Origin of the sequence: Lactiplantibacillus modestisalitolerans (assembly GCF_005405425.1) — a bacterium.
Taxonomy (GTDB): Bacteria; Bacillota; Bacilli; order Lactobacillales; family Lactobacillaceae; genus Lactiplantibacillus; species Lactiplantibacillus modestisalitolerans.
This window is the reverse complement of sequence record NZ_BJEA01000004.1, coordinates 103450-121195: the sequence shown is the minus strand read 5'-3', so window position 1 is coordinate 121195 and position 17746 is coordinate 103450. Positions and strand designations below refer to the sequence as shown.

Below are 17746 nucleotides of genomic sequence, written 5' to 3'. Positions count from 1 at the left end.
ATGGTTACCACCCTTAGATAAAATTTAAAAAAAGCGCGATCAGGCCGAATAAGTACCGGTCCTAACCCCGCTATTTTACCACATTCTACTGGGAATCCATATTACAATTTATCAGCCCTTGCTCGGCAAAACTAAAGTAATCGTTTGCACCAACAATGAAGCTGTCCAGCAACGGGATTCCGACAATCTCTCCCGCTAATCGCAGTCGCTTAGTAAACTCAACGTCTTTTTTTGACGGGGTAACGTCGCCACTCGGATGGTTATGGGCGATAACGATCCGCGCAGTTGCTCGGGCTAGTGCGCGCTGCAACAATTCTCGTGGGTGCGCCGGACAACTATTTAAGGTTCCTTGAAAAACGGTCTGGCGAGCAATAATCTGATTCTTAGTATCCAAACATAACAATATTAATTGTTCCTGTTCCAAATTAGCAAAGTCGTGCGTTAGTTGCGCCCCAACTTGTTCACTGCCGTAAACCTGACCAAGCACGATTTGACTCGGATGCGGTAACAGCTGCCCGCACCGCAAGGCAATTAGTAGCCCGTTCCACAGCGGGTTACTCGTGGTTTGCGATAACCACTGCGGGGCACTAGCCGGTGGAAAAGTACGCTCAAACGCAAGCGTGGCCGTTTTCACCGCCTCGGCCGTTAAAAAGGTTGCAAAGTAAGTTTCAATCAACGTATGAATTTGCGTTAACGGTAGGTTTCGTTCGTTTAATGTTGGCATTTTCACCACTCCCTTACAAGGAATAGTTACGCCACACTAGTCACTTTCCGTTTTAAAAAACGCCCGCACCTCCGAAATAAAGTACAGTGAGCCGGTCAAGAGGAGGACGTCGTCACTCGACATCTCCTGGGTAGCCCGAACTAGCGCGCTTTGCCAGTCGGCAAACACTTCGCCAGCGCGACCCCGAGTAAGTTCTTGCTTTAACTCGGCTGGCCGCGTTGCCGGACGCTTCGCACTCGGCCCCGCAAACTGCGTTAATAACAGGTGGACGTTCGGCAGTTCACTAAGAGTGGCGATCATTTGGTCGTGTTGCTTATCCGCTAAAACCGCCACGATCACGTAGACTGTCTGGTAGGCAAAGCGCGTTTTCAGCGTAGTTGCCAACTCGAGCATTGCGGGTTCGTTATGGGCGCCATCAATAATGATTAACGGGTCCGAATTAAGGCGTTCAAACCGGCCGGGCCACTGGGTGGTCGCCAATGCCGTTTTGACGTCGCGCGGCGTGACACTGCCACCGGTTTGCCGTTGATAGGTCAAGTAAGCTGTTAAGGCTACCGCCGCATTGTCTACTTGGTAGTCACCGAGCAGTGGGGTGGTTAACGCCTTAAAGTGGGCGGTTGAACCGTCATAATTAAAGCGCTCCTCCCACCCTTGCGCGGGTAGTAAGTGGGTAGTGAAATCCTCACCCAACGTTTGTAGGGCCGCACCCCGTTCGGTCGCCGTCGCAACCATCACCGCTTGCGCCTCCGCGGGTAATTTTCCGACCACCACCGGGACGCCCGGCTTAATGATGCCCGCCTTTTGCGTCGCAATTGCAGTTAACGTTTTTCCTAGGATTTGCATGTGGTCGTATCCAATCGTCGTCACCACGCTAACTTGTGGCGTCCAAACGTTGGTCGAGTCATACAAGCCACCAATCCCCACTTCAATGACCGCCACGTCAATCGGCTGGGTCGCAAAGTAGAGAAACATCATGGCGGTGATGATTTCAAATTCGGTCGGTCCCCCACTGCTCAACTCCGCGTCAAGCTTAGCAACTACCGGCTTGACCCGGGCAACCAACGCGACTAAATCGGCATCACTGATTGGTTGGCCGTCAACGCTAATACGCTCGTTAAAGCGAACGATAAACGGTGACGTAAAGGTCCCCACCGTTAAGCCCGAGGCCATCAGGAGGTCCCGTAAATCGGCCACCGTGGACCCCTTCCCGTTAGTCCCGGCAACGTGAATCCCGGCAACCTGCGTCTGTGGATCACCCAGCTCCGCTAAAAAGCGTCGCATTCGCGCCAGGGTTGGGATTTTTTTAAACTGCGTGCGGCCGTGAATAAACGCGAGCGCCGCTTGATAATCTGTCATGACTGATTCCCCCATTAACGGCACGGTTAAAAACACGCCAAACGCGCCCGTGCCAAAGACTGTTCTCAGCATACACCAAAGGAGGTCCCAAGGAAACGGATCTTCCGGGGGACCTCCTTCGATTAACCACAAGCCTTTAAATTAAGCTTGTGCTTGAATATCGGCTAACCGTTGCTTAGTTGCGGCTAACTTCGCTTCATTATCCGCTAATTTTTCTTTTTCACTGTTAACGACCGCTTCCGGAGCGTTCGCAACGAAGCGTTCGTTTTGAAGCTTCTTGGTTGCCCGCGTAACTTCACTTTCGAACTTCGCCTGTTCCTTTTGCAGCTTCTTGACTTCTTCGTTTAGGTCCACCAATTCAGCCAGTGGAATGTAAACTTCGGCGTCACTAATGACCTGGGTCATCGCTAATTTGGGTGCGACCACGTCAGCCCCGATTGAGAGCGTCTTCGGGTGAGCGAAGCGTTGGATGTAATCCCCGTTCGCTTCAAAAACGGCTTGCAAACGTTGACTATCCGTCTTGATCAACAAGTCCACCGCCGATGACATCTTGGCGTTGGCTTCGGCCCGGATACTCCGAACCGCCGTAATCAACTCGATCAACGAAGCCATATCGCTCTCGGCGTCGGCGTCGTCAAAGTCGGCGTGCGCTACTGGGTAGTCGGCAACCACTAATGATTTACCCACGTGGGGCATCGATACCCAAATCTTTTCGGTAACGAATGGCATGATTGGGTGGAGTAAGCGTAACGTTTGATCGAGGACGTACGCCAAAACGTTCTGGGTATTGGCCTTCGCCTGCGCGTCATCGCCAGTCAAGACTTCCTTACTCATTTCAATGTACCAGTCACAGAAATCGTTCCAAATAAAGTTGTATAAGGCCCGACCGGCTTCACCAAAGTCAAACTTATCAAAGGTGGTCGTTACCTGCTTAACGGTGGCGTTTAAGCGGCTTAAGATCCACTTGTCCGCAAGTGTCCAGTCCGTTTTGGCTGGCAAGGTCGGTTGTTTCATCTCACCAAGGTTCATGATGACGTAACGACTTGCGTTCCAAATCTTATTGATGAAGTTCCACGCCGCGTCCATCTTCGTGTAACTAAAGCGCACGTCTTGCCCGGCCGTCGAACCGTTGGATAGGAACCAGCGGAGGGCGTCGGCGCCGTACTTACCGATGACGTCCATCGGGTCAATTCCGTTACCTAACGACTTACTCATCTTGCGGCCCTGTTCGTCGCGAATCAATCCGTGTAGCAACACGTTCTTAAACGGCCGCCGTCCGGTAAATTCAAGGCTTTGGAACATCATCCGTGAAACCCAGAAGAAGATAATATCGTAACCGGTAACCAACGTGTTGGTTGGGAAGTAACGTTTGAAGTCAGCGGAAGTTTCGTCTGGCCAACCCATGGTTGAAAATGGCCAAAGCGCACTCGAGAACCAGGTATCCAAAACATCGGGATCTTGTTCCCAATTTTCAATATCCTTCGGGGGTTCTACGTCAACGTAGGTTTCACCCGTTTGCTTGTTATACCAAGCTGGAATTTGGTGACCCCACCAGAGTTGCCGTGAAATAACCCAGTCATGGACGTTTTCCATCCATTGATTAAAGGTTTCTTCAAACCGCTCCGGTACAAAGTTCACCTTGTCATCCGTTTGCTGGTTCTTTAAGGCCTGTTCAGCCAGGGGCTTCATCTTAACGAACCACTGAGTTGATAAGCGGGCTTCCACCTGAACACCGGTCCGTTCGGAATGACCAACGCTATGAACGATTGGATCGATTTTAAGCATCAAGTCCTGGTCTTGTAAGTCCTTGACCATCGCTTTGCGGGCAGCAAAGCGGTCGAGCCCTTCATACTTACCAGCATTCGCGTTCATGGTTGCGTCTTCGTTCATGGTGTTGATACGCTTAAGGTCGTGGCGGTTCCCAACCTTAAAGTCGTTCGGGTCGTGCGCCGGCGTAATCTTAACCATCCCGGTCCCAAACTCAGGATCAACGTAGGCGTCCGCAATGATTGGAATTTCGCGGTTGGCAAGCGGTAAAACGACCTTTTTCCCAACCAGGTCCTTGTAGCGGTCGTCACTCGGGTTAACGGCCACCGCCGTGTCCCCCATCATCGTTTCGGGACGGGTCGTGGCAATTTCAATGTAGTGCTTCCCGTTAAAGGTTGTTTCCGGATCAACAAACGGGTACTTGACGTGGTAAAAGGCCCCCTGGTCGTCCTTATGGATTACTTCAATATCGGATAAGGCCGTCCGTGCTTGTGGGTCCCAGTTAATGATGTATTCACCACGGTAGATCAAGCCTTTTTTGTACAAAGTGACGAAGACCTTTTTAACGGCGTCGGATAACCCTGCATCCATCGTGAAGCGTTCCCGGGAATAGTCTAATGACAAGCCCAGCTTAGCCCATTGTTGCTTGATAATGGAAGCATATTCATCCTTCCAGTCCCAAACTTGTTGAATAAACTTTTCGCGGCCGAGGTCGTAACGGCTAACCCCTTGTTCCCGCAATTTGGCTTCAACTTTAGCTTGAGTGGCGATTCCCGCGTGGTCCATTCCGGGTAACCAGAGCGTATCAAAGCCCTGCATCCGCTTTTGACGAATAATAATATCTTGAAGCGTGGTATCCCAAGCGTGGCCCAGGTGTAGCTTCCCCGTCACGTTCGGTGGCGGTAACACGATTGAGTACGGTTTAGCTTTCTTGTCGCCTGACGGCTTAAATAAATCTTGGTCGAGCCAAGTTTGATAACGACCCTTTTCAACGGCCGTGGGGTCATACTTGGTTGGCATATCAGTAGTTGGTTGTTCTGCCATTTGGGGGCACATCCTTTCATTTCAAAAACAATAACGCTTGTCATCATCATGCTGGCACACAAAAAGCCCATTCATCCAATTGAACTAGGACGAATGGGCTTCGCGGTACCACCTAATTTTAAAACCGGTCACCCGGCTTTACACTTAAACAGAGTTGTTAACGAACGGTGTGTTCCGTCCGGCTATTCCTACTACGCAACTACGGTTCAGAATAGCAGCTCGCAAGCTACCTTCAAACTAATTCCGCCAAAAGCGTTCCAGTTAATCGCTTTTTCCCTGAAGACGGGGCTTAGTCCTACTCTCTTGCTCATTGCTGAATGACACTATTGTAATGAATTTGGGTCGCGGCGTCAATCTTTATTCAAATTGTTTTAACGCGTCGAGGGCCGCCACGTAATTCGGTTCGTGACTTAAATCCGGCACAATTTCATGATAAACAATCTTACCAGCGGCATCAACCACGTAAATTGCCCGCGTCAAGGTCCCGTTATTTGGTAAGTACAAGTTAGTGGCGTACCCAAAGGACAGTTCCTCGTCGGAAACGACCGTCAAGTTCTTGACGCCCTCCTTCGCACACCAACCGGCCTGGTCGGCAATTGAATTATTGGAAACCGCTAGAAATTGAACGTGGGGATACCGGTCAGCCTGTTGGTTGAACTTCCGAGTTTGGATTGAGCAGACCCGGGTATCGATATCGGGCATGACACTAATTAGTGCCGGCTTGCCAAGAAGGTCCTTGGTTTTTAACTTTTCGTTGTGGGTCGTGAAGACTTTGAACTTTGGTAATTGATCGCCGTCCGCCAACGGTTCACCCACGAGCGCTAACGCTTGATCATGAAATAATACTTGCACAGCAAACACCCCTTCAGTACTGTCTATCGCTAAGATGATTAAAAATTTAACTTGCTTCAAATTTACCGCAAACTGGGACGACTCGCAAATAATAGCCCCAAGATTTAGCAAATTTGCGACCGGTTGCATTCCAGCCTAGCTGGAGGCTAACTCACGCCGGGCTACGCGCGCACGCAGAAGCGCAGCCGGCGTCGCACCTAACTGGCCAACTAACCTTTGCCAGCGAGCGGCCAAGGTGCGTTCCGGGGTGCGAAGCGCACCGGCAGTCACAGCCACGACTGCTTGGGCGCGCTCACCGCCAGCAATCATTAACATTCGGTCTGACTGGGCCAATAAAGTCGTTGCTTCAGCCGCTAAAGCGGGTGTCAGTTCTTGTGCCGGCGCCATTAGCGCAACGATGCCGTTGTGCCGATCACCGCTACGCACCCACTGGTCAACTTGCCGGGGCACCGGCGTTGGTAGCCACAGCATCAGCCAAAAGAACCAGCGTAACCAAGTTAATTGCAAGTCACTCACCCCGGTCACAGCGAACGGGTTCAAATCAAAGTGGCGAATTTCGAGGTGACTAATTCCGGTTTGCCGGATGTCCGAATCCGGCGTGGTTCGCAAGCGCACGTGCCCATAAAATTCCTTAGCCGCGCTTAACGCCCCCACTCGCACCCAGTGCTGAATATCCGCCACATATTGGTCCAGTGACGCGTACGACACCGTGACGGTTGCATCGTTTTCGTAGCCGTACGGACTATTGCGTAAACTGCGGACCGCTTGACTGGGGGCTGGCGTGTGCGTGAAGTAGTTCGGCCAACTCTGGGGACTACACCCGAAAAGGTAGGTTGCTAGCCAACGATAATGGAGATAATTTTGAGCCACGTGTAAGTACAGCTGGTTCTGAAACTCCCGCCGGGTAAGGGGCTGACCAGCCGCTGCCCATAAAGCCGTAACCACCGGGCGTGCTAAGCTAACGTTAACGTGAAGGCCACTTAACATTTGACGCCGACGCCCATAGCGCTGCGCCAGTCCTTGCCGGTAAGCCACCTCCGTTGGCGTTAATCGTGCCAACTGAATGCCGTTCGCCTCCGCTGGTAACACGGGCGGCATGCTCAACGGCCACACAAGTTCGTTTGCCGGGAGGGCTTGTGCCACTAGGCGGTGTAACCTAGCCAATTCAGCAACCGCCGCCTGCGGAGAGGTCGTGACCGGCGTCACTAGTTCCAACTGGGTTTCGGCGAAGTCTCGCTGAATCCGCGGGGCGGCCGCCACTAGCGCCGGGGGTGTCGTGGTCGTTGCGAGCTGTCCGGCCAGCGTGACCCGTTGGCCTTCCCGTTCCAACCCAAATTGTAGCGCCGACCAGTCCAGACTAGCCGCCGTTTGCCGCATTAATCGCTCAAAGTCCATGGTTGCGCCTCCCGCCTCACTTTTTGCGCTTATTTTAGCATATTCTGGTCACCGACTTGATTCCAGGCCACCCGCTTTTCGGTAAAGCCACGCGTTAACCGCCCCCGCACGGGCGCCCGTTTACTAACGAGCGCATTGGTTCGGCGACCGAATGAAGGGGCAGCGCAGTCAACGTCAACCGCTCCCAGCCAACCGGTGCCACTCGCCGCTGGCGGCAATCGCACTCCTAATTGGAACAGCGCTAAAAAAGAGAGTGTGCCAAAAGTCGGTTAGCTGGTGAGCGGAGCCAGCTGACTTTTGGCGCACGTTTCGGCTATTAACATGCGGAAACGCACAAGAGGCCATGACATTAGTCACAGCCTCCCATTTTGTTCATTTAGATTTACGTTGTTTAGTTAAGCATTGAACCGGTGCCAGTATTCGGCCAAGTACCGACTTGTTAAGCCGGTGGGTGCAGCAATCAATTCTTGTGGTTGGCCCTGCGCGACAATCTGACCACCATTTGCACCGCCACGGGGCCCCAGATCGAGTACGTGGTCCGCGTTAACGATCAAATTCAAATCGTGAGTAATCGTAATAATTGTCGCTCCCCGATCCAATAATTGCTGCATAACGTTTACAAGCGTTTTAACGTCCAATGGGTGCAATCCAATCGTTGGTTCGTCAAACACAAACAGCGTCGTGGCCTGATTATGATTGAGATGCTTGACTAGCTTCAAACGCTGGGCTTCGCCACCGGAAAGGCTCGGAGTACTTTCACCCAAATGAAGGTAACTTAGCCCAACTTCTTTGAGTAGCCGAAGCTCCCGCTGAATTTTTGGTACCGACTCAAAGACGGGGAGCGCTTCGTTGACGTCTAACTTTAGTAAATCGACGATCGAATAGTCGTGCCACTTAACGGCTTGAACGGCGCGGTTATAGCGCTCACCGTGGCAAACCGGGCAGACCTGTTGCATGTCGGGCAAAAACTGAATGTCGAGCGTGACGACCCCGGCCCCACCACAATTTGGGCAGGCCCCCTGCTTATTATTATAAGAAAAGTAACTCGGCGTATAGTGCTTTGCTTTAGCTAACGGTTGCGTCGCAAAGAGCCGCCGCAGGTTGTCCATAATGCTAGTATAAGTTGCCACGGTCGAACGTTGGGTCTTACCAACCGGCGAAGCGTCCACACTAACGACTTCCTTGACGGGCGATGTAAGGGCCGTTACTTGGCTGGGCAGCGCCGCCCCTTTAATTTGTTGCCGAATGGCTGGAACCAAGCTATCCAAAATCAAACTGGTTTTACCAGCACCCGAAAAACCGGTGACGGCCGTTAATTGGTTAATCGGCAGGCTCGTCTTTAAATCCTTAATGTTGAAGTAGTCCTGCACCTCAAAACTGAGTGCTTCGGCATCCGCAGGCGTCTTGCGCTGCCGAGCCATTAAGTCGGCCCGGCCGTTTAGATACGGCCCAATTTTAGATTGGGGGTTCGCAGCCACCTCACGAGGGGTCCCCTGAGCGATCACCTGACCACCCTCCGCTCCAGAACCGGGACCAACTTCTAAAATCCAATCGGCCGCTTGAATAATGTCAACATTGTGATCGACGACCACTAGGGAGTTTCCCTGCGCCACAAGGGCCCGCATAATTTTAAGCAAACCACTCACGTTATCCGGGTGTAGCCCAATTGACGGTTCGTCCAGAACGTACAAGACCCCGGTCGTTTGTGTTCGGAGTGTTCGTGCCAACTGAATCCGTTGAAGCTCCCCAGTCGATAAGCTGTTCCCGTTGCGGGCAATCGTTAGGTAATCCAAGCCCAATTCTAACAGCGGGCGTAAGTCGTCCTCAAATTCTTTAAACAGGCTTGCCGCCACTGGCGTCATTTCGGCTGGTAAGGTTGCTTGCACTTTCGCTTGCCACCCCTGAAGCTCGCCCAAAGTCAACGTACTGACCTCGGCAATGTTCAGTCCCCCTGCCAGTTGGGTTAACAATTCTGGCTTGAGCCGGGTACCATGGCAAACCGGACAGGTTGAATAGTGGAAGAATTCACTGATTCGCTTTTGGGCGCGTTCACTTTGGCTACTCTTAGCCGACTCTAACACGGCGGCGTGGGCGTTTTCGTAAAGGGCGTTAAAATCATGAAAGACGCGGCCAGTACCCGAAACAAAGTCCATTTTGTACTTCTTTTGCGGTCCGTTGAGAACAAAATCCTTTTCCTTAGCCGTCAAATCGCGATACGGCACGTCAGTCCGCACACCGGCGTGAGCAGCCACCGACGGCATGAAGTTACGCCCTGGTAAGTGCCAGGACGCAACGGCGCCTTCCTCGAGGGTCAGACCCTCATCACCGATTAACTTACTTTCGTCTAGTTCACGGACCTTCCCGGTTCCTTGGCATTCCGGGCACGCGCCGTCAGCATTAAACGCAAAGTCTTCGGCACTAAAGGCCCCAAACGTCACACCGCATTCTGGACAGGTCAGCTGCCCCATCTGAAAACCGTCTTTAGCCATCGCCTGCGCAATTTTTAGGCTCGGTTGTAGCCGGTGGCCGTTTGGACAAACTGGTGACCCCAACCGCGAAAAAATTAAGCGAATTATGTTAAAGAGTTCACTCATCGTCCCAACGGTGGCTCGTTCGGACGGTACCGCGGGTCGCTGTTTTAACGCCAAGGCCGACGGAATGTGCTTTACACTGGTCACGTCGGCCTGAGCACCCAACTTAATCCGCCGCCGGGTGTACGTCGATAACGCTTCAAGGTAGCGCCGCGACCCTTCTTCGTATAGAATTCCCATGGCTAACGAGCTCTTCCCAGAACCCGACAAGCCGGAAATGGCAACAAACTGGTGTAACGGAATGTCCACATCAATGTTTTTTAAATTATGGACCCGGCCGCCCCGAATCTCGATTTTTGTTGGTAATGCCATTCAACCGCTCCCCTTCAAATCATGCACTAACATTTAAATTGTACCCCTACCTAAGAGCACGTCAACGTGGCCGGCCCAAACGCGGATTTTTAACACTTTGCCTGCCCCGCTAACTTACCGGACCCCACGTAATTATTTTCATTAACTTAATTATCAATTAGCTTGTCAGCAACCAATCTGTGCCTAACATCCGCTTCCCGTATCAAGTCAATAATAGCAATAATAACCCTTAAAGCAACTCATTCACCCCCGATACTCAGTGCCAATGTCTACGACTGCAAAAAAAGAGGCTTTGACATAAGTCACAGCCCCTTGTGTATTGCCTCATGTTAATAACCGAAACGTGCGCCAAATGTCAGCTGACTCCGCTCACCAGCTAACCGCCTTTTGGCACACTCTCTTTTTCCAAACTTATCCTTTAAAGTAGTTCCGCAAAAACGTCCGCCTGCGCGTTCAAGTAATCTTCACCGGGTTTGATCTCGGTAATCTGAATACCATCTAACGCGCGTTGCATCAACCCTTCAACGTCAATCCGTTCCTCGTAAGCCCGGGAACGATCCAACTTCGGGTGGGTCTTCGGTGCTGGCGGCGCAAAGATCGTACAACAATCTTCAAACGGCATGATCGATAAGTCATACGTATCAATATCTTCCGCAACCTTGATAATTTCGGTCTTATCCATCGAAATAACCGGCCGTAGTACTGGTAAGGTCGTCACGTCGTTAATAGCAATCATACTATCCATCGTCTGTGAAGCAACTTGACCCAACGATTCACCGTTAAAAATGGCCTTTCCATGCCGCTTGCGGGTAATTGCGTCCATTAACCGCATCATTAAGCGGCGTTGAACCGTCATCAAGTAGCCTTCAGGAACCTTTTCCTTAATCTCTTCTTGGATCTCGGTAAACGGCACTTGAATAAACTGAACACTACCAGAATAACTGGCCAGCGTTGACGCTAACTGCTTTGCCTTCGCTAACGCCTGTTCACTCGTATATGGCGGACTGAAAAAGTGGACCATTTCCATATCAACGCCCCGTTTCATCCCGAGGTAACCCGCAACTGGCGAATCAATTCCCCCAGATAACATCAGCATCCCCTTACCGGCAGTCCCGACTGGTAGCCCGCCGGCACCTTGAATCGTTTCCGATGACAGGAAAATGCCGTTCAGCCGGACTTCTACCCGAATCACGATATCTGGTTGTTTCATTTGAACTTTAATGCCCTCAACGTGGTCGAGAATTTGACCCCCGACCATGTCGTTGATCTCGTTCGTATCATATTCAAAATGATGGTCAGAACGCCGGGTATTGACCTTAAATGTCATCCCGGGTTGGTATTGCGCTTGAACCATCTCGACGGCCGCTTGGTAGACCGCGTCCATGTCCCGTTCTACTTGGATACTTGGGGAGAAGTTCTGAATGCCGAACACGAGGCGCAGGCGTTCCATCACGCCCTGCGCATCCTCACCGTTCAACACGATGTGTAGTCGGTCGCGGTTCGCGTGCACTTTTAAGGCTGGGAAAGCGTGCAAAGCCTTGCGGACGTTGTGGCCTAAGCTATCGATAAAACTCCGGCGGTTTTTGCCCTTCGTCGATAACTCCCCGTAACGCACCATAATTTCAGTGTATTGCATTTAGTTAAATTCCTTTCCAAAACGCGCCCATTAGGCGTTTGCGTTAATCTTTGAAAACTTCTGGTACAACTGATCAAACGTTTGGTTAAATTGATCAGCCTCAGCCAGGGTATTATTTTCATCCAAACTGATGCGAACGGCACTCGTCGCCACGTCTTCTGGAACGTGCATGGCCGTCAACGTGCTCGAAGCTAAATGCTTCTTGGACGAGCACGCACTCGTCGTTGAAATGTAAATCCCCTGGTCTTCAAACGCGTGCACGATGGTTTCACCGCGCACACCGTTAATCGTAAAGCACAAAATGTGCGGTGCAAAGGCCGTCGTCGGCTGACTAAAAATCGTGACCTTGGCAAACTGACGAATGTGATCATAGATGCGCTGTTTAATCGCCCGTTCCCGCGCAACGTTTTCCGACTCATCACTTAATAGTAGCCGCAATGCCTTGGCCATCGCCGCAATGGCGGGCAAGTTCTCGGTCCCAGAGCGCCGGTTACTTTCCTGCCCACCACCGGACATCAGTGGGGCGAGTTTCCGGCCCTGCCGCGCGTAAATAAAGCCGATACCGCGGGGTGCGTGGAACTTATGCCCGGAGAAGGTTACAAAGTCGACCCGGTCGTTCATAATCAGGTCCTGAATCCCCTTGCCGATGCCTTGAACGGCGTCAATGTGGAAGTGAATCCGGGGGTACTGCTTCAACAGTGCCGCAACTTCTGCCAACGGTTGAATCGTTCCAATCTCATTATTGACCGCCATCGTCGATACTAAAATCGTGTCGGGCCGAATCGCCGCTTTTAAGTCGGCAACGTTAATGCGTCCCTCCTGGTCAACGGGTAAGTAGGTAATCTCAAAACCGAGGTCGCGCAACTGTTCCATTGAGTTTTGAATGGCGGGGTGTTCAACCGCCGTGGTAATCAGGTGCTTACCAAAGGCCCGCTTTTCCAACGCGGTACCCTTAACGACCCAGTTGTCGCCTTCCGTACCACCGGAGGTAAATAGGATCTCGTTGGACTGAACGCCCAACAAATCCGCAATTTGCTTACGAGACTGTTCAAGTAAGTGGTAAGCCGTCTCACCAAAGTTGTGTAAGCTGGATGGGTTCCCCCAAACTTGTTGTGAAACTTTCGTATACGTATCCAGCACGGCCGGTGCTACTTGGGTGGTCGCACTATTATCAAAATAAATCATGCCTGATCCTTCACTTTCCAAAAAAGCAGTGGTTTGCACTTACTTTCGATAAGAATTCCTTGCAATTATACCAAATAATCCCGTCCATACAAGCATTTTTGTTTAAAAGACCCTAAACGCGAACCTTGAAAGTTGCATGCGCCACTGGGCTCAGCCGGCAAGTCAAAACAAAACGGCGCGTCAACCGGGGGTTAACTCGCCGTTTCGCATTTCACGTTAATCTGATTCGCGTTCCGCTTGTTTTTGTGCGTAGTAACTATCTTCAATGCGCTTGTAAGCGCCCGTATCGACTTTATCAATTGCGGTCGCAATCACTTCGAGGCTCCGGGCGTAATCGTGCGCCTCATTAAATAACTGCTGGGCCTCGGCACTAGCCTGCTGGACTTCATCGTTGTTCGTTTTATAGCGGTTAGCGTATTGGAGAAGTTGCTCCGCCATCATCGCCGCATCAATCAAATCATCAGTCTTTTCTTTGAGGGTTGCCATGTCGGACTGAATCACGATCAACTGCTTGGTAATATCGTCCATATTAATCACCAGTTTATTGATGTCATGATCCAACTTCTCAATTTCTTTTGAGACTACTTTAAAGTAATCCAAGTAATCACCGGGTAAACCGGGCAAGTTCAAGTTTTCAACCTTACGCTTAATACTATGAATTTCAAAGTCAAAGCGTTGCAGGGTGTCGTGCGCCTTCGATTCTTCCGCCATCAAGTTAGCAACCCCGTCGTTGATGGTCACTTGTTCTTCTTCAATCCCCTTGAGTTGCTTATCTTGATCCTGATAATGCGCGGCAATTTGACTGTAAACGGCCTGCTTACTCGTTAACGCGGTCATATCCGCTTGGTAAACGGACTCAATGTTTTTCAACTGTTCATTTAATTCCCGGGTCCGCTCCACTTCATGGTTATTTAACGTATAACTCTGCGCTAACCGGTCCAATTCAACCTGTAAGCGGTGGTTTTGATTCATCGCGTGGGTCAAAAACTTACTGATTTCTCCCTGCTTAGCATCAACTTGGGCCTTCGCGTCAATTTCGGTCTGCATCACATCGTAAAGGTGATCGATTCGTTTTTCGATGGCGTGGTTGCCGTTCTCGGCTTCCGTAACCTTTAAATCACCGAGTAACGCCGTGTTGTCCGCAATTGCTTGCTTCAACGCGCTAATCTCGGGCTCAATCGTCGCCACTTCAAAGTGAAAATGTTGCGCTACTAACTGTTGATAGCCACTGGCTAACTCACTGAGTTGGTCCGGGAAACCGCTGACCAGATCCTTATAAATTGGCGGAATGCGGTCCAGGTCCATTTCTAACGAACTAGTGTCGTGTTGTAATTGATCCAACACGTGCTCCGCCGCATCGTGATCGCCGGACTTGGCCAGTTTAGAAAACTGATCAAAATCACTTTCCAAGTTGGATAACCGGTCCTCAAGCTTATCAATGCTCGGTCCAAACGAAAAGTTTTGTGACAAGAGCGTCTTGCGCAAGCCCTGATACTTTTTCTCCAAACTGGCAACCGCCTCGCGGTGCGCTGCATCGGCATCGTCTAGCGCCTGCAAGCCCTCCTGAATCACGGCCTGGCGTTTCTCAATCGTGTCAAGGTCGGTTTGAACCTGCTTCAAACCTTGGCGTGCTTCCAAAAACTTCACACTGCGCACCTGCGTCGTAATGGCGGTCAACTGCTTATTAACCGCGGGTAATTGCTCATCGGCCACTTGCTGACCATCCGTTTGCAATGCTTCCAACTTCGCTAACGAGCCGCCGGTCAAGCCGAGCTGCTCAATTTTTTCGAAATCCGTTGTTTGCGATTGCTTGACCAACGCCTGTTGTCGCACGATCAATTGTTGAGCTTGTTTATTGAGATAAACTTGAAAGCCCTTGACCGCAACGTAGATCACAATCGCGACAACGACAATGCCGATTGCTACTTGCATATGATAATACCCCTTACATTATTGATTACGTTTTAATTGCAGTTGCGCTTCGCCCTGTCGAACCGTAACCTTGCATTTTTCTGAAAATCCAATTAAAATCTAACTTAAATTATAACATAGTCATTCCGCGCAAACAGTATGAAAATGTTAACTTTCAAGGAGGATTTCCATGGCGACTACCGCAACATCACTCATGAACCAACAATTAGACGCGCTCCTGTTCGATGAAACGAACATGATTGCCAACTTAGCAAACGCCAGCGCCCTACTGAACAGTACCTACGACGACCTCAATTGGGCCGGGTTCTATCTATATAATGATCAAACCCAAACGCTCGACTTAGGCCCCTTTCAAGGTAAGGTGGCCTGCATGCACATCCAGCCAGGAAGCGGCGTTGTCGGAACCGCCTACGCCACCCAAGCTAATCAACGGGTCAAAGACGTGCACGCCTTTCCCGGCCACATCGCTTGCGACAGTGCCAGCAACTCCGAAATCGTCATTCCAATAACCAAAAATGGTCGTAAAATCGGGGTGCTCGACGTCGATTCACCATCGCTTGACCGCTTTACCGCGGAAAACGAAGCCGAACTGACCGAATTCGTAGCAATTTTAACGCAACACCTGGACTAATTATTGACGAACGGCTAGTCCGCATGTTATGCTACTCTTTGTGTAAAATAACGCAGCAGTGAGTGGTAAGCTCGTCAACAGATTGGTGCCATTCGTTTGGTCAGTTAGTAACCTGCGGCTGCTATGGTGAACCCTGCAGTCCGATCTGAACGAATATCGAACTCACATCGGCCTTATTTTACTCCAACTAAATATATTGGAGGAAACAATTTATGTCTCGTTATACAGGTCCAAGTTGGAAAGTTTCCCGTCGTTTGGGAATGTCCCTTTCAGGTACTGGTAAAGAATTAGCTCGTCGCCCTTACGCTCCTGGTGATCATGGCCAAGGCCGTCGCGGTAAGCTTTCTGAATACGGTATGCAATTACGCGAAAAGCAAAAGTTACGGATGATGTACGGTTTAACTGAACGTCAATTCGCCAACTTGTTCATTAAAGCTGGTAAGATTCGCGAAGGTAAGCACGGTGTTAACTTCATGATCTTACTCGAACGTCGTTTGGATAACATGGTTTACCGTTTAGGTTTGGCAACAACTCGTCGTCAAGCTCGTCAATTGGTTAACCATGGTCACATCACTGTTGATGGCAAGCGCGTTGACATTCCTTCATACGAAGTTAGTGTTGGCCAAACCATCTCCGTTCGTGAAAAGTCCAAGAAGTTGGCTGTCATCACCGGCGCTGTTGAAGCCGTTGTTGCCCGTCCTAACTTCGTTCAATTCGACGCTGACAAGCTTGAAGGTTCATTAACGCGGTTACCAGAACGTGAAGAACTTGAAGCTGACATCGACGAATCATTAATCGTTGAATACTACAACAAGCTCTAATTTCCAGCTTAATTGGAAATGTAAAGGCATCGCAATTGCGATGCCTTTTTTGTTGAGATTGTGTCAAAAATAGCTCTGTACTAATTAGTGTTAAGGTTACCGCCAGCAACGGGTGTAGCCGGATGACTGGTGAGCATTAACACTTAGAAATCATAATCGGCCGTAACATTAGTTGCGGCCGATTTGCTACCCTATTCTTCAGCCGCTAAACTGAAAGCCGCCATCACGGGACGGTAAATCGGCATCAATTCGGTGAACGTTTTCAAAATCAAGGCGCGTAATGCCGCCGGTTGCTCAAACAACGGATCATCTAGCCCAACACTGCGCCCCACGACCAATTCGCTATGCTTTTTCTGGGTAAAGGTCGCTAAGACGCGGGCGACATTGGCCTTCGTCGCCGGTTTAGTCGTAGCAGCACCGTGGTTAGCCGTAATGACCATGTCCGCTGGTAAAGGCGCCAAAATTTCAGCCAACGCGGCCGGGGTCAGCTGGGCCAGTGCGATTGGCTTGGCTTCATCCAATAAATCAAAGTAGATGAATAACCGATCCGGCCACAAGCCTAATTCAAAATGCGGCCAGCCCTTATATCCCCGCTTATTTTGGCTAAACGCCACCCAGGTATCGACCGGCGGATTTTTGTACCGGCGGCGATGCTGAGCCACGTGAGCGTAAAACGGCGGTTGGCCGGTAACCTGTAAGCTCGCAATAATTTCCGGCGCCAGCGCTTCAAACTTTGGATCAACGACCGTTTTGATCAAGTGCATCCGTCCCGCCAGCGTTGGCTCGTTAAATAAGTCAAAGTCACTTCTTGTAAACATTGATCGCCCTCCCCTTTTCCTGAACACTTTTTAGTTTACCACGCCTTGACTGGATTGCGCTTGACGGACTTTCATCGCTATTGGGGGCAGAACATGCTACAATGGATGGACAATCAGAGAAAGGATGTTCGACAATGGCAGATACCAATCAACAACCAGTTGACCGCATTCAAACGGCGATTCACGGGACGCCAAAGTTGCATCCCGACGAACAGCGCAAGTACCTCGGGACGTTCCGCGAGCGTGTCGACGTCGCCGTCACGGTCTACCAACTAAAGCGGGCCGATTACGTTTCCCGCTTGCAACGGGCCTTTGCCGCCCACCCGGATTATCAACTTTTTATTAACGGTAATCTAGACCAAGACCTAATTGGTCCCTACATTCAGGCGGCGAGTCACGCTAACGTTCAATTTACTATTAAAACGGACGATGCCTACCGGACGGCTGACGATAACTACGCCCTTGTTTTGACGGCGGCGCAAGCCATCGATCAAAACGATATTGATCTTCAAAACCGCTACCAACCAGAAGCGGCGCCGGCAACTGAACCGGAATCCGGCTTACTTGGTAAAATCAAACACTTATTTTAAATCAACACGCGTGCGTCAAAAGTGAATCAACTTTTGACGCACGTTTTGGTTATGATCATTACAAACGCGGTGCTGCTTACGCTCGTAGTATT

The 17746-nt window shown here is 50.6% G+C and carries 13 protein-coding genes and 1 other annotated feature; of the genes, 3 read left to right on the top strand and 10 right to left on the bottom strand.

Annotated features, from left to right (window positions below; translation table 11 throughout):
• Positions 1 to 85 precede the first annotated feature (85 nt).
• From FFM79_RS03290 to ezrA, 9 genes are all read right to left on the bottom strand, one after another.
• Positions 86 to 724, bottom strand: coding sequence for a JAB domain-containing protein (locus tag FFM79_RS03290; protein WP_137642043.1), 639 nt, complete (start codon positions 722 to 724; stop codon positions 86 to 88).
• A 36-nt stretch (positions 725 to 760) separates the two neighbouring features.
• On the bottom strand, positions 761 to 2080 hold the full coding sequence (locus FFM79_RS03285; protein ID WP_225424363.1) for a bifunctional folylpolyglutamate synthase/dihydrofolate synthase: 1320 nt from the start codon (positions 2078 to 2080) through the stop codon (positions 761 to 763).
• Between the two features lie 141 nt (positions 2081 to 2221).
• The gene (locus tag FFM79_RS03280; protein WP_137642042.1) at positions 2222 to 4891 is read right to left on the bottom strand and encodes a valine--tRNA ligase; all 2670 of its coding nucleotides are present in this window, start codon (positions 4889 to 4891) and stop codon (positions 2222 to 2224) included.
• 82 nt (positions 4892 to 4973) lie between these two features.
• Positions 4974 to 5211, bottom strand: a binding site (T-box leader).
• A gap of 37 nt (positions 5212 to 5248) precedes the next feature.
• Positions 5249 to 5743 (bottom strand): thiol peroxidase, encoded by a 495-nt coding sequence (gene tpx / locus FFM79_RS03275; RefSeq protein ID WP_137642041.1) that lies wholly within the window; start codon positions 5741 to 5743, stop codon positions 5249 to 5251.
• Positions 5744 to 5878: 135 nt separating this feature from the next.
• Complete coding sequence (locus FFM79_RS03270) at positions 5879 to 7138, bottom strand: glutamate--cysteine ligase (protein ID WP_137642040.1); 1260 nt, start codon at positions 7136 to 7138, stop codon at positions 5879 to 5881.
• A gap of 395 nt (positions 7139 to 7533) precedes the next feature.
• Positions 7534 to 10041, bottom strand: a complete 2508-nt coding sequence (locus FFM79_RS03265; protein ID WP_137642039.1) for an ATP-binding cassette domain-containing protein — start codon at positions 10039 to 10041, stop codon at positions 7534 to 7536.
• A 418-nt stretch (positions 10042 to 10459) separates the two neighbouring features.
• Complete coding sequence (gene thiI / locus FFM79_RS03260; protein ID WP_137642038.1) at positions 10460 to 11677, bottom strand: tRNA uracil 4-sulfurtransferase ThiI; 1218 nt, start codon at positions 11675 to 11677, stop codon at positions 10460 to 10462.
• Between the two features lie 30 nt (positions 11678 to 11707).
• Positions 11708 to 12862 carry a cysteine desulfurase family protein gene (locus FFM79_RS03255; protein ID WP_137642037.1) on the bottom strand — a complete coding sequence of 385 codons (1155 nt, stop codon included), beginning with the start codon at positions 12860 to 12862 and terminating at the stop codon, positions 11708 to 11710.
• 216 nt (positions 12863 to 13078) lie between these two features.
• The gene (ezrA, locus tag FFM79_RS03250; RefSeq protein ID WP_137642036.1) at positions 13079 to 14794 is read right to left on the bottom strand and encodes a septation ring formation regulator EzrA; all 1716 of its coding nucleotides are present in this window, start codon (positions 14792 to 14794) and stop codon (positions 13079 to 13081) included.
• Positions 14795 to 14963: 169 nt separating this feature from the next.
• Between ezrA and msrC the strand changes: the two genes are divergently transcribed.
• Positions 14964 to 15425 carry a free L-methionine (R)-S-oxide reductase MsrC gene (msrC, locus tag FFM79_RS03245; RefSeq protein WP_137642035.1) on the top strand — a complete coding sequence of 154 codons (462 nt, stop codon included), beginning with the start codon at positions 14964 to 14966 and terminating at the stop codon, positions 15423 to 15425.
• A 212-nt stretch (positions 15426 to 15637) separates the two neighbouring features.
• Positions 15638 to 16246, top strand: a complete 609-nt coding sequence (gene rpsD, locus FFM79_RS03240) for a 30S ribosomal protein S4 (RefSeq protein ID WP_137642034.1) — start codon at positions 15638 to 15640, stop codon at positions 16244 to 16246.
• 191 nt (positions 16247 to 16437) lie between these two features.
• Here rpsD and FFM79_RS03235 read toward each other — a convergent pair whose 3' ends face one another.
• Complete coding sequence (locus FFM79_RS03235) at positions 16438 to 17064, bottom strand: DUF1054 family protein (protein ID WP_137642033.1); 627 nt, start codon at positions 17062 to 17064, stop codon at positions 16438 to 16440.
• A 134-nt stretch (positions 17065 to 17198) separates the two neighbouring features.
• Between FFM79_RS03235 and FFM79_RS03230 the strand changes: the two genes are divergently transcribed.
• Entirely contained in the window at positions 17199 to 17654 is a 456-nt protein-coding gene (locus FFM79_RS03230; protein WP_137642032.1) for a YueI family protein, read from the top strand.
• The last annotated feature ends 92 nt before the right edge of the window (positions 17655 to 17746 follow it).